Annotated in this window: 12 protein-coding genes; 1 reads left to right on the top strand and 11 read right to left on the bottom strand. The window is 40.6% G+C overall.

Going from position 1 to position 13536, the window contains the following annotated elements:
* Positions 1-21 precede the first annotated feature (21 nt).
* On the top strand, positions 22-1734 hold the full coding sequence (ptsP, locus tag A4245_RS07815) for a phosphoenolpyruvate--protein phosphotransferase (protein WP_067727159.1): 1713 nt from the start codon (positions 22-24) through the stop codon (positions 1732-1734).
* A 112-nt stretch (positions 1735-1846) separates the two neighbouring features.
* Here the strand turns inward: ptsP and A4245_RS07810 are convergent, their stop codons facing one another.
* The 11 genes from A4245_RS07810 to A4245_RS07760 form a co-directional block, all read right to left on the bottom strand.
* Positions 1847-2425 carry a nitroreductase family protein gene (locus A4245_RS07810; RefSeq protein WP_067727158.1) on the bottom strand — a complete coding sequence of 193 codons (579 nt, stop codon included), beginning with the start codon at positions 2423-2425 and terminating at the stop codon, positions 1847-1849.
* Positions 2426-2588: 163 nt separating this feature from the next.
* Positions 2589-3011: a nucleoside hydrolase gene (locus tag A4245_RS07805; protein ID WP_067727157.1), complete on the bottom strand. Its 423-nt coding sequence runs from the start codon at positions 3009-3011 to the stop codon at positions 2589-2591.
* Between the two features lie 248 nt (positions 3012-3259).
* The gene (gene eno / locus A4245_RS07800; protein ID WP_067727156.1) at positions 3260-4546 is read right to left on the bottom strand and encodes a phosphopyruvate hydratase; all 1287 of its coding nucleotides are present in this window, start codon (positions 4544-4546) and stop codon (positions 3260-3262) included.
* A gap of 43 nt (positions 4547-4589) precedes the next feature.
* Positions 4590-6128, bottom strand: a complete 1539-nt coding sequence (gene gpmI, locus A4245_RS07795) for a 2,3-bisphosphoglycerate-independent phosphoglycerate mutase (protein ID WP_067727155.1) — start codon at positions 6126-6128, stop codon at positions 4590-4592.
* Positions 6125-6883, bottom strand: a complete 759-nt coding sequence (gene tpiA / locus A4245_RS07790; RefSeq protein ID WP_067727154.1) for a triose-phosphate isomerase — start codon at positions 6881-6883, stop codon at positions 6125-6127. Before tpiA ends, gpmI begins: the two co-directional genes overlap by 4 nt.
* Before the next feature lie 119 nt (positions 6884-7002).
* On the bottom strand, positions 7003-8184 hold the full coding sequence (locus A4245_RS07785; protein ID WP_067727153.1) for a phosphoglycerate kinase: 1182 nt from the start codon (positions 8182-8184) through the stop codon (positions 7003-7005).
* Between the two features lie 217 nt (positions 8185-8401).
* Complete coding sequence (gene gap / locus A4245_RS07780; protein WP_067727152.1) at positions 8402-9409, bottom strand: type I glyceraldehyde-3-phosphate dehydrogenase; 1008 nt, start codon at positions 9407-9409, stop codon at positions 8402-8404.
* A gap of 36 nt (positions 9410-9445) precedes the next feature.
* Positions 9446-10474: a sugar-binding transcriptional regulator gene (locus A4245_RS07775; protein WP_067727151.1), complete on the bottom strand. Its 1029-nt coding sequence runs from the start codon at positions 10472-10474 to the stop codon at positions 9446-9448.
* Positions 10475-10780: 306 nt separating this feature from the next.
* Entirely contained in the window at positions 10781-11041 is a 261-nt protein-coding gene (locus tag A4245_RS07770) for a glutaredoxin family protein (RefSeq protein ID WP_067727150.1), read from the bottom strand.
* 2 nt (positions 11042-11043) lie between these two features.
* Entirely contained in the window at positions 11044-12333 is a 1290-nt protein-coding gene (rpoN, locus tag A4245_RS07765; protein WP_067727149.1) for an RNA polymerase factor sigma-54, read from the bottom strand.
* 248 nt (positions 12334-12581) lie between these two features.
* Positions 12582-13514 carry a fumarylacetoacetate hydrolase family protein gene (locus A4245_RS07760; RefSeq protein WP_067727148.1) on the bottom strand — a complete coding sequence of 311 codons (933 nt, stop codon included), beginning with the start codon at positions 13512-13514 and terminating at the stop codon, positions 12582-12584.
* Positions 13515-13536 lie beyond the last annotated feature (22 nt).

The raw sequence follows: 13536 nt of genomic DNA, 5'->3' as shown, positions 1-13536 counted from the left end.
ATAGAAAGGATGCACCAAGTAATGAAAACAGTAAAAGGAATCGCCGCATCAAGCGGAATAGCAATAGCAAAAGTTTATGAACTGAAAGCACCATCACTATCATTCGAGACGAAAAAAACAGACAATCCTGAACAGGAAATCGAGCGCCTTGATAGTGCCTTGAAAATTTCCAAACAGGAACTTGAAAAGATTAAAGAACATACGAAAAAAGAGATCGGTGACGAACATGCCGAGATTTTCTCCGCGCATTTACTTGTTTTAAGTGACCCGGAACTGATTAATCCGATGAAAGATAAAATATCCTCCGATAACGTGAATGCAGAAGCAGCTTTGGATGAGGTTGCAACTATGTTTATCGATATGTTCAAAAATATGGATAACGAATATATGCGTGAACGTGCTGCAGATATCCAGGATGTCACAAAGCGTGTGATGGCACATTTATTGGGGGTTAACTTCCCTGACCCGGCATTGATTGATGAACAGGTTATTGTCATTGCTGAAGATCTTACACCATCTGATACTGCACAGCTAAATCGTGAGTTTGTTAAAGGTTTTGCCACAGATATCGGAGGAAGAACTTCCCACTCAGCTATTATGGCAAGATCTCTTGAAATTCCTGCTGTTGTAGGGACCAAAAATATTACCGCTTCCGTTGCCAGCAACGACATGATTATTGTGGACGGTATGGAAGGAAAGGTCATCGTAAATCCAACCGATGAGGAAATTGAGGCATATCGCAAAAAGCAGGAATCGTTTGCTGCGCAGCAACAGGAATGGGCCAAACTGAAAGAAGAGCCTACTTTCTCCAGTGATGGCGAGCAAGTTGAATTGGCTGCCAATATCGGGACACCTGATGATGTCGAGGGAGTTCTGAACAATGGTGGTGAAGGGATCGGCCTGTACCGTACCGAATTCCTTTATATGGGCAAATCACAGCTACCTACTGAAGATGAGCAATATGAGGCATACAAATCGGTTCTCGAGCAAATGGGTGACAAGCCTGTTGTCGTAAGAACACTGGATGTCGGCGGAGATAAAGAACTTAGCTATCTGGACCTGCCAAAAGAGCTCAATCCGTTCTTAGGATACCGTGCAATCCGTTTCTGTCTGGAAAATGAGCATGTTTTCCGTCCGCAATTACGCGCCCTATTGCGTGCAAGTGCGCATGGTAACCTGAAGATCATGTTTCCGATGATTGCAACACTTGAAGAGTTCCGCCAGGCAAAAGCGATTTTGCTTGATGAAAAAGAAGCATTGGTTGCTGATGGTGTGAAAGTTTCCAATGAAATAGAAGTGGGAATCATGGTGGAAATTCCATCCACCGCTGTCATCGCCAAACAGTTTGCCAAAGAAGTTGATTTCTTCAGCATCGGTACAAACGATTTGATTCAGTACACAATGGCCGCCGATCGGATGAATGAACAAGTTTCCTATCTATATCAGCCATACAACCCGGCAATTTTAAACCTGATCAACACAGTTATCGAAGCGGCACATAAAGAAGGAAAATGGGTTGGCATGTGCGGCGAGATGGCTGGAGACTCAATTGCAATTCCAATTTTACTTGGACTGGGACTGGATGAATTCAGCATGAGCGCAACATCTATCCTGCCAGCAAGAACACAGATTCTTGGACTGTCCAAAAAAGAAATGACTTCATTCAAAGAACAGCTGCTCTCCATGGGAACAGCAGAAGAAGTCGTAGCATTTATAAAAGAAAAAGCAGAATAACCATGAACAGCTCAGACCAAGGTCTGAGCTTTTTTAGGTGCCTGTCACTCCCCGGTTTTTGTTGAAATATGTCGAAAACTGCCGGTGCTACATCTAAACCAGTCAGCACAAGCTACTCATCTATTATTTCCAGCTTTTCCTCGATTGGGGTTCTTCCTTTATCACGGGATATTTTATTTGGATATCCTATTTGCAATACAGCGGAAATTTTTTGTGTTTCATTGTTCAGTCCAACCTCGGACATGAACTCAGGGTCATGCATATATGGTGTGATAGTCCAAAGCATGCCGACTCCATATTCCCATGCTGCAAGCTGAGTATTCTGTATGAAAGCCGCAACGGAAGAGTATTCTTCCTCTTGGCGTATAGGGTCATGCTGCTTTTCCATATAAATAAGCGCGTGGTGCGGGATTTCCATGAGAAATTGTTTCATTGATTCTATCATACGCAGTGTCTTTGGATTCCAATCATCTTTTATCATACCGATACGTTGATAGCTTGCGATCACAGCATTAATGAATGCTTGTTTTCCTTTCGACTGATATAATTTTATCTTCCATGATTCCGTCATATAGTGCGTAGGTGCATAAGAGCCATATGTAAAAATCTGTTTCAGGATTTCGTTGCTGATCTCTTCTTTTTTGAAAGAATGGGTCGACCGCCGCTCCTTGATTGTTTTTAAAATATCCATATAATACCTCCAATTATGATCGTAAAAAAAGAGTACAGCTTCATTATAAACGCTGGACCCTTTTAGTTCATCTGTTATTCGAAACTCTCACCGGACATCGATGTCATAAAATCCATAAAAAATACGGGATAATCCAGTTCAAATGCTATCCGATGTGTTTTTGTCACTTCACCAGTATCAAAAACATCGTTGCTAGCGATGTAAGCCTTCCAATATTTACGATAATCAGTTCATTACTATATTCTTCAATGATGTCCACGATATCAAAAAAGTTTTCACTGACCCCATCCGTTCCATTTTCCGGTGGAATGATCGGTCCCAAACCATATTCTCCATGTATTTCAGAAACCGGTTCCGGAATTTCACCCGTCATTGGCAACTCTGCCCCTGCTATGATTGGCACATTCAGCTTATTTTTGAATATGCTTCGTAAGTAATAAATCGATCTCAGTGCATTTTCCCTTATGACATTTCCATAGTCTGCCACAATCCCGACAATCTCCACTTCATCATTCAATGAACCATAAATGATCGCAATGATATCATCTATGCCTATATCACCAAACACCAATACTTTTTGCGGCAAGATTCCCTCCCCCTTACAGTGGTTCACACCATTATATTCATATGTAGCCAACCTATAAGTTGTGATCCATTTCCTAGAAAATTGGAAAACATATCGTGGCTCGCTTTCTCATATTTTTTAAAATAACCCTGGTCTTCGTCAAAAAATAAGTTGGGTGTCTCTGTTACATTTAAGCAAATACTACAGTTTATAATTCCAGGCAAAAAAAAGAGACAGATTGCTCTGCCTCTTCTTCCCTATCATGAAAATTATTTATTCAGGTTATAAAATGCAGTTAATCCTGCATATTCGCCCATACCTGCCAATTCGTCTTCAATACGAAGCAATTGGTTGTATTTAGCTACACGGTCTGTACGGGACGGTGCACCTGTTTTGATTTGTCCTGCATTTGTTGCAACAGCAATGTCGGCAATTGTTGCGTCTTCCGTTTCCCCGGAACGGTGAGAAATAACTGCAGTATAGCCTGCACGTTTTGCCATTTCAATTGCTTCAAATGTTTCTGTAAGTGTACCAATTTGATTCACTTTAACAAGGATGGAATTACCGACACCTTTTTCGATTCCTTCAGAAAGCTTCGCAGTGTTAGTAACAAATAGGTCGTCACCTACTAGTTGCACACGATCTCCGATACGTTCTGTCAATAATTTAAATCCATCCCAGTCATTTTCATCCAATCCATCTTCAATCGAGATGATCGGATATTTATTGATCATTTCTTCATACCAGTCAACCATTTCTTCAGATGTACGAACGACACCTTCACCTTTTAGGTTATATTTACCGTCTTCGTAAATTTCGGATGCAGCAACATCCATTGCAAGCTTGATTTCTTCACCTGGTTTGTAGCCTGCCGCTTCAATCGCTTCAACAATCGTCTGCAATGCTTCCTCATTCGATCCCAGGTTCGGAGCGAATCCACCCTCATCACCAACAGCAGTATTATAGCCTTTTGAGCTCAGTACTTTTTTCAATGAATGGAAAATTTCTGCTCCGGTACGTAATGCTTCTTTAAAAGTTGGAGCACCAACTGGCATAATCATGAATTCCTGAATATCGACGTTATTGTCAGCATGTTCTCCACCATTTACAATATTCATCATCGGTGTAGGCAATACCTTAGCATTGAAACCTCCAAGGTAGTTATACAATGGAACTTCAAGATGGCTTGCTGCTGCATGGGCTGCTGCCATGGAAACTCCAAGAATGGCATTGGCACCAAGCTTACCTTTATTTTCCGTACCATCAAGATCAATCATCAAAGCATCTATGATATTTTGGCGAGTAACATCCAAGCCGATCAATTCTGGCCCGATAACATCATTCACATTTTCAACCGCTTTTTGAACACCTTTGCCTAAGTAACGGTCTTTATCGCCATCACGTAGTTCAACCGCTTCATATTCACCAGTGGAAGCACCACTTGGGACCATTGCAGAGCCGAATGCTCCGGATTCCGTGAAAATTTCTACCTCGATCGTTGGGTTCCCGCGTGAATCTAAAACCTCTCTAGCATATACGTCAGTAATGTATGGCATTAAAATCTCTCCTTTGTTTATCCAGTTATTTTGATTAATAATATTATTTAATAATTAATGATTCACCAGTCATTTCTTCCGGTTTAGCTACGTTCAAAAGATCCAGCAGTGTTGGTGCAAGATCAGCCAAAATCCCGTCATCACGCAATGTAATATCTTCTTTAGTCACTATTACCGGAACAGGGTTTGTTGTATGGGCAGTCATTGGTGTACCTTCCATTGTCACAACTTCATCTGAATTGCCGTGATCAGCGGTAATGATTGCATGTCCACCAAGTTCTGTAATTTTATCTACAATCTTGCCGAGACATTCATCAACTGCTTCAATTGCATCGATCGTTGGCTGCAGCATACCAGAATGTCCTACCATATCCGGATTGGCAAAGTTGAGAATGATAGCATTCTGTTCACCATTATCAAGCTCGGTCAATAGTGCGTCCGTAACTTCATACGCACTCATCTCAGGCTTGAGATCATACGTTGCAACCTTTGGTGAATCGATTAAAATCCTTGTTTCACCAGGGAATTCCTGTTCACGCCCCCCACTCATAAAGAAGGTAACATGCGGAAACTTTTCCGTTTCAGCAATTCTCAGCTGCTTCAGATCATTTTGTGCAAGAACCTCACCGACAGTGTTATCTAGATTGATTGGTTCGTATGCAACAAATCCATTTACTGTTTCACTAAAATTAGTAAGCATAACAAAATCCAGATCTTTTGGCACATTTTCACCGCGGTCGAAATCACGGAAGTCTGCATTCGCAAATGTACGTGAAATTTGAATAGCTCTGTCCGGGCGGAAATTATAAAAGATAATCGAATCATTATCCTGAATTGTTGTCACAGGATCTTCGTTGTCATCGACAATGACTGAAGGGATCACGAATTCGTCATGGATTCCATTGGCGTAATTATCTTCAATCACTTCCATTGGCGTTTTATATTTCGGCCCTTTTCCATGTACCATCGCATCATAAGATTTCTTTACACGATCCCAGCGTTTATCACGGTCCATGGAATAATAACGTCCCGAAATAGTGGCAAATTGACCTACCCCAAGTTCGCGCATTTTTTCTTCTGTCTGTCTAATGTATTTCTCTGCTGTTTGCGGGCCGACATCGCGTCCATCCAGAAATGCATGTACAAATACATTGTCAAGATCATTATCCTTAGCAAGTTTCAATAATGCGAATAAGTGATTGATATGGCTGTGAACACCACCATCAGACAACAATCCAAATAAGTGAAGTGCCTTATTATTCGTTTTTGCATGGTGAATGGATCTCAGGAAAGCCTCTACTTGAAAGAAATCACCTTCTTCAATCGAAAGGTTTACACGTGTCAGACTCTGGTAAACAATTCGTCCAGCACCGATATTCAGATGTCCAACCTCAGAATTACCCATTTGGCCTTCCGGTAACCCTACGGCATTACCACTTGCTTTAAGCTGATTATGTGCATACTTGTTCCAGTAACGGTCAAAGTTCGGTGTGTTTGCTTGTTTTACTGCATTACCTTTTTCTTCATCCCGAATTGCAAAACCATCCAAGATGATTAATGCTGCAAGTTTATCCTGACTCATTTTGTACCTGCCTCCACTAACTGCAGAAATGATTCTGCCTCAAGGCTTGCGCCGCCGACTAATGCACCATCGATATCAGATTGGCCCAATAATTCTTCGATATTAGCTGGTTTTACACTTCCACCATATTGGATGACGACCTTTTCAGCAGTCGCATCAGAAGTTGCTTGTTTGATGACTTGTCTGATATGCGCACAAACTTCATTTGCATCTTCACTGGACGCTGTTTTTCCTGTTCCAATTGCCCATACTGGCTCATATGCCACAATTGTTTGAGCAACCTGCTCATCTGTCAGTCCTTCCAACGCTTTTTCCACTTGGCTGCCGACAAGATTCATTGTTTCATTTGCTTCACGTTGCTCCAAGGTTTCACCGACACAAACAATTGGAGTAAGTCCGTGATTAAAAGCAGCTTGGGCTTTTTTGTTTACCGTTTCATCTGTCTCTGCAAAATATTCCCTGCGCTCAGAGTGTCCAAGAACAACATGGGTCACTCCAAGATCCTTCAACATGACAGGGCTAACTTCCCCCGTATATGCTCCACTGTCCTCAAAATGCATATTTTGTGCAGCAACTTTCATCTTTGTTCCGTTCGTTTTTTCAACTAGGGAAGAGAGGTATGGGAATGGTGCACACACAATAGCTTCCACCTGATCACTTTCAGGAACCTTTGACGTTACCTCATCAACAAATTGATTTGCTTCAGATAAAACTTTATTCATTTTCCAGTTTCCAGCGATTACTTTTTTACGCATCGTCTCACCTCTCGAATTAGTTTAAGGAATGTTCAAAAAGTCCGGTGAAATGACACATCCATCTTACTCGTTAGCGATAGTGACTTCTCGGGCTTTTTTTGAACATGCACAAATAGATATTATTTATCATCTAGAGCTGCTACACCCGGTAAAACTTTCCCCTCCATAAATTCAAGGGAAGCTCCACCTCCAGTTGATACGTGGTCCATTTCAGCTGCAAGCCCAAATTTCTCGACCGCTGCTGCTGAATCTCCGCCTCCAATAATGGAAAATCCTTCTGTTTCAGCTAAAGCTTCTGCAACAGCTTTTGTACCGCCGGCAAACGGGTTCAATTCAAATACCCCCATCGGTCCGTTCCAGATGATCAGTTTTGATTCCGCTACAATTTTACTATATTTCTCTCTTGTTTTCGGACCAATATCAAGCGCTTCCCAGTCTGAAGGGATTTGGTCAATATCTACAATTTTAGTGTTAGCTGATTCCGAAAAATCATCAGCAACAACTACGTCAACTGGAAGAATAAAATTAACACCTTTTTCTTCCGCTTTTTTCATGAATTGTTTCGCAAGGTCAATCTTGTCTTTCTCCAATAAGGATTTACCAATCTCATGTCCCTGCGCTTTGATGAATGTGTAGGCAAGACCGCCACCTATTATCAAGTGATCGACTTTGTCCAGCAGGTTGTCGATTACATTAATTTTATCTTTTACCTTCGCTCCACCGATAATTGCGGTGAAAGGGCGGTCAGGATCGTTTAATGCACCACCAAGGGCAGCAATTTCTTTTTCCATCAGATAGCCTGCCGCTGCCGGAAGTTTCTCAGCAACGCCTGTTGTTGAAGCATGGGCCCGGTGTGCCGCACCGAATGCATCATTAACATAGACATCAGCCATATCTGCAAAAGCCTGCACCAATTCAGGATCATTTTTTTCTTCTCCAGCTTCAAAACGCACATTTTCGATTAATAAAACGTCTCCCTCGTTCAGTTGGGAAATTGCTTCATTTACTTCGTCTCCATAAACAGAATCCGTTTTGACTATTTCTTTTCCAATCAAATCACTTAACTGTTTGGCAACTGGATCCAAACGCAAGTCTTCAACCACCATTCCTTTTGGACGCCCAAGATGGCTGGCCAAAATAACAATTGCTCCTTGCTCTGTTAAATGGTTAATCGTCGGCAATGCCGCTCTGATTCGAGTATCATCCGTAATGGCCCCATTCTTCAACGGAACATTAAAATCTACACGGCAAAATACTTTTTTCCCTTTTACATCAAGGTCTTGAAGTGTTTTTTTGTTCATGATAAACCCTCCTAATTTGGCCTATGTAACATATTGACTGTTATAGGTCTTCCCTGATTACATCGTTCGTAACCATTATATACTATCAGACATCTAAGCGCTTGTTACAGCACGAGAATAAAAATCAAAAAACGGAGGAGGAATGGAATCCTCCTCCGTCATTATTGTTAAAGTCAGCATCTGCAAGCTCTAAAAAAGGCCGCCAGTGCTTTTTATATTACAGTCCTTGTTTTTTCAAGAATGCTGCCAAGTCTACACAACGAGAAGAGTAGCCCATTTCGTTGTCATACCAAGAAACAACTTTTACCATATTGTCTTCCATGACCATTGTAGATAAGCCATCCACTACAGACGAATGTGGGTTTCCAATAATATCTGTAGAAACAAGTGGTTCTTCACTGTATTGAAGTACACCTTTCAATGGGCCTTCTGCCGCTTCTTTTAATGCATTATTAACATCTTCAGCAGTAACGTTTTTATCAAGTTCGGCCACTAAATCAACCAATGAACCATCTGGAGTTGGCACACGTACTGCCATACCATTCAATTTACCGTTGATTTCAGGTAAAACCAATCCAACAGCTTTTGCTGCACCAGTTGTTGTCGGGATAATGTTTTGTGCTGCAGCACGTGCCCGGCGATAGTCTTTGTGCGGCAAGTCAAGAATTTGCTGATCATTCGTATAAGAATGGATTGTTGTCATTAATCCACGTTTAATTCCAAAAGTGTCATGGAGTACTTTAGCAAATGGAGCTAAACAGTTTGTCGTACAAGACGCATTGGAAATGATATGATGCTTGGATGGATCGTAATGATCATCATTAACACCCATAACCATTGTTAAATCTTCCCCGTTTGCTGGTGCAGAGATAATAACTTTTTTAGCTCCGGCATCGATGTGTTTCTGAGCGTCTTCACCTTTTGTGAAACGTCCTGTTGATTCAATGACAACTTCTACTCCCAAGTCGCCCCAGCCTAGATTAGCTGGATCACGTTCTGATAATACTTTGATTTCTCTGCCACCTACAACAAGGTCTGATCCATTAACCGAAATTTCCTGCTCCAATTGACCATGTACAGAATCATATTTCAATAGGTGAGCAAGCATATTTGCATCAGTTAAATCATTTACTGCAACGATTTCCACTTCATCATTCAATAATGACTGACGGAATACGTTACGTCCTATTCTACCAAAACCATTAATACCAACTTTAACTGTCATTTACTTTTCCTCCTAGTGTTCTTTTTAATGATATATTTAAAGAGGATTACCTCTCAATATCTGTTCTGCTGCGGCCTGATCTGTGATGAGAAGGTCGCTTTTTCCTTGCTTAAAGTATGAGGCAATTGCTTCACCTTTTGACTTGCCGCCAGCTACGGTTATTACATTTTCAACAGCTTTCAGGTCTTCCAGTTGAATACCGACTGTTTTCACTTTATGAACAACATTACCTGAGCGGTCAAAATAATAACCAAAGGCCTCGCTGATTGCTTTTCTTTCTTTTAAAAGTGCAATAATCTGTTCCGATGTTTTGCGTCTTTCTGCCATTTTCAATGCATCTCCAACTCCATGTATAACAATATCGGAGCCTTTGATCATTTCTAAAATTTCCATTATGGCAGGTTCTGTGATGAGGGTCTCATAGGTGGAATCACTTATAGGGTCTGGAACATAGAGCATACGATATTCCCCGTGTGCCTGCCTGGCCATTTTAGCCACAATGCCGGAAGCCTGGTTCTCAGCCTTTTCTCCGATCCCTCCACGTGCAGGGACAAACATAAGATCACTTTCCTTGCTTAAGGGCGACATTACCTCCGCGACAGCGGCCATTGTACTTCCACCGGTTACTGCAATCGTATTTTCCTTTTTAAGGATCGTTTTAAGATAAGCAACACATACTTTTCCCATCTCAAGCTTAACCCATTCATTTTCGTCACTATTTCCTTGGACAATAATTACTTTCCCCACAGATAATCTTTCCATTATCTGCTGTTCTAAAACGTGCAGCCCGGATATTTCACCAATAAAGCTAGCCATATTCTCGAGAATTAATTTCCCCTCATTTGTAATGAACATACCTTTGGAAGTGATTTGAATCAATCCTTGTTCATGCAGGAAATCTACTTCTCCTCTGACGTGTCTCTCTGTAAATTTAGTATTCTCTGCCAGCCCTCTTCTTCCTATTGGTTGGAAAAGTTTGACAGTTTGCAGTAAGGAATACCTTTGAGTCATTGTATCAAGTACTTCCGGAACAAGCTTTTTTTGCAAATCTATCAGTGATTTCACGTTTATTGCCCCTCTTCACCGGGTCAAAATAGGTCCCTCTAGGTTAAATTATGTCCCGATTACGATTTCATTATAACATAATCAATAAGTTATACAAATAATAACTAAGTAAATTTTGTATTAATTTTATTCCGCCGGAATGTTCTTACATAAATCATTCCTCCTTTTATCCATCGTAAACATTGCACATAAAACGAAAAGCGGCTATAACAGCGGAAAGCAGTTGGCGCAGGCATGCCCGTGAACTGGAATCACTCCAACGATCGTAGCAGTAATGTTGTCTGCTCCATCAAAAAGAGGAGCTCTTTATTGCTCGAGCTCCCCTTTGTAACCTGCAGTTAATAGCAGTTTGAGGGAATTATAATTAATTTCCTCAGCATTCAATTGTTTTCCATCGATTTCGATGACTGGAATTTCCAGTTGGTACCTTTCAAGCCATTTTTCATTTGAATAAATATCCCGTTTTATTAATTGATGCGGGTAATCCTTTTTAAAGGAAGAAAGCAATGCTTCTGCTTCATCACATAAGGTACAAGTGGCTTTTGTATATAATATAACTTGCTGCAATTCTATTCCCCCTGTTTTCTTTTCGTGGAAGGTGGTATATGTAGCTGGTCACGATATTTCATCACTGTACGTCTCGCTACATCGATGCCGTACTCGTTCTTTAGTTTCTTTTTTATAGCTTCGTCCGATAATGGCTTTTTTTTATCCTCCATTTTTATCATCTCATTAATATGCCGCTTAATAGCAAACGCAGCTGTAAAATTGCCATCTCCTTTTCTAATGCCACTTTGCAGAAAGAATTTTAGCGGCAGTACGCCTTGTGTGGTTTGCACATATTTCTGACTGATTGCCCTGCTGACAGTTGAAGTGTGGAGGTTTAATTCTCCCGCTATTTCTCTTAAAGTAAGTGGCTGGATCCCATTTGGCCCACTTTCGAAAAAATCCAGCTGTTTCTCCATGATCACGCGTATCACACGTTCCAATGTATTTCCACGGTAATAGATAGCCTGTTTAAGTGTATCAATTTCCTTGTACTTTTGCTTTAAATAATCGGTAGCTTCATTCGCTGGGTCTTTTAAGTTTTCATATTGGGGATTAAGATTTATTTTTGGTGTTGCCCATTTATAAAAAGATAACTTCCACTGCCCTTCTTCTCTATAAATGGTCGCTTCCGGAATGATATATTCTGGTTCTGCTGTTGATAACTGTCGACCTGGCTTCGGATTGCACAATCTTATATTGTCGATTACACTTTTTGCCTCTTCGATTGAAATGCCATATATTTCACAGATTGAATCCAAATCTGCATCTGCAATCAACTCCAGGTGTTCTAATAGTAAATTTTCCATAAAAGGATCGTAATTGTTAAATTGTTTCAACTGCAGCAAAATACATTCCTGAAGATTTCTTGCACCGATTCCTGCTGGTTCCAATGACTGAATTTTTATTAATGCTTCTTCAACAGTTTCGATTGTCGTGTCACATGTACTCCCCCATTCCTCCAATTCGATATCCAAATATCCATCCTCATTTAAAGAATCAATACCAAATTCAACGATAGGTCTTAAATCATTGTCCATCCGCAGCATGAATAATTGCCCTTTCAATTGCTCATACATCGTCTGTACCGATTGATTGAACTCACCGATTGATTCTACATTGGAGTGAACAGGGCGGAACTGCTCCCAATCCATATCCGAATCCACTTCTTCAATTAACGGATTCTCTTTTGCAACTTCCTTTAAATACTCTATCAGATCATTGCTCGTAAGCTGAAGAATATTGATCGACTGCATTAGTGATTGATTCATCTTCCATTGTAATGATTGTTTCAAGACTAGTTTTTGTTTCAAGATCATCACACTCCTTCAATCAAATCACTCTCCTTCTATTTTGCCATTATTCCAAGTAAATGTCATTCCTATGTATAAATTTTAAAAATATTTATACAGTTAATTCAGGAAGATATTGTTAAACGTAAGCTATCACTGTACCAAGCCCTTCGGTGACAGCCTTAGTTGTACTTATTCTGGTAATTTTATACTTTCCCACCTGTAAAAAAGAGAAGCTCCTATAGTCGGAACTTCTCTTATTATTATCCTTAAACTTCTTTTACCACATTCTCCATTGTGCCTACCTTTTCAATTTCCAATGTCACAGTATCTCCATCCTTTAAAAATTGGGGTGGGTTCATTGCAAAACCTACTCCGTCTGGTGTACCTGTCATGATAATGTCTCCTGGGTTTAATGTAATTAAATCAGAGATGAACTCTATCAGAAAAGGAACGCCAAAAATCAGATGACTTGTATTCGATGATTGTCTTTCTTCCCCGTTAACATATGATTTAATGGATAAATTGGAAGGATCCCCTACTTCGTCTGCTGTTACTACCCATGGACCGATTGGTGTTGTGCGGTCCAATGTTTTACCCTGCAGCCATTGTGGAGTTCTTTTTTGAAGATCACGGGCTGATGTGTCATTGCCAATCGAGTATCCTGCAATATAATCTAAAGCATCCTCTTTATTCACTTTGGAAGCTTTTTTCCCAATTACAATTGTGAGCTCCACTTCGTAATCCAGTTTCTCGGTAGAGGCTGTTTTTTCAATTGCATCTTCCGGTCCAATCAAGGCATTCGCAAACTTGGCAAAAAGTACTGGATAATTCGGTATTTCACTTTGCATTTCAGCAACATGGTCTGCATAATTTTTCCCGATGCAAATAATTTTTGACGGAGAGGGTACTGGAGCTCCTAGGGTAACTTCCTCTCTATCAAAACAAAAACCTTCTCTATTATCTGTATGCAATAGATGATTATAGGCTTCTTTCGCTTTCTCTATTAAATGATCGCCACCAGCGAAGAACGCAGCGGGATCATTTGGGATATCCTGTTCACTTGCAGGTGAAGCACCCGTCTCTGACTTGGAAATAAGCATGCGTTGGTATGCAGTATGCAAATCAATCACTTTATCCTCCAACATAAAGCCCATCTTCCAGGAGTCGGCACCTTTTGTTTGATAGCTTAATAATTTCATTTCTTACACCTCTTTTTGGGAA

It is taken from the genome of Oceanobacillus damuensis (genome assembly GCF_001618145.1).
GTDB lineage: Bacteria > Bacillota > Bacilli > Bacillales > Amphibacillaceae > Oceanobacillus > Oceanobacillus damuensis.
This window is presented reverse-complemented; position numbering and strand designations above follow the sequence as displayed.

What these genes read in the sequence shown, in the direction of transcription:
- ptsP (WP_067727159.1), top strand. Translation starts at nt 22, where the DNA reads ATGAAAACAGTAAAAGGAATCGCCGCATCAAGCGGAATAGCAATAGCA.
- A4245_RS07810 (WP_067727158.1), bottom strand. Translation starts at nt 2,425, where the DNA reads ATGGATATTTTAAAAACAATCAAGGAGCGGCGGTCGACCCATTCTTTC.
- eno (WP_067727156.1), bottom strand. Translation starts at nt 4,546, where the DNA reads ATGCCATACATTACTGACGTATATGCTAGAGAGGTTTTAGATTCACGC.
- gpmI (WP_067727155.1), bottom strand. Translation starts at nt 6,128, where the DNA reads ATGAGTCAGGATAAACTTGCAGCATTAATCATCTTGGATGGTTTTGCA.
- tpiA (WP_067727154.1), bottom strand. Translation starts at nt 6,883, where the DNA reads ATGCGTAAAAAAGTAATCGCTGGAAACTGGAAAATGAATAAAGTTTTA.
- A4245_RS07785 (WP_067727153.1), bottom strand. Translation starts at nt 8,184, where the DNA reads ATGAACAAAAAAACACTTCAAGACCTTGATGTAAAAGGGAAAAAAGTA.
- gap (WP_067727152.1), bottom strand. Translation starts at nt 9,409, where the DNA reads ATGACAGTTAAAGTTGGTATTAATGGTTTTGGTAGAATAGGACGTAAC.
- A4245_RS07760 (WP_067727148.1), bottom strand. Translation starts at nt 13,514, where the DNA reads ATGAAATTATTAAGCTATCAAACAAAAGGTGCCGACTCCTGGAAGATG.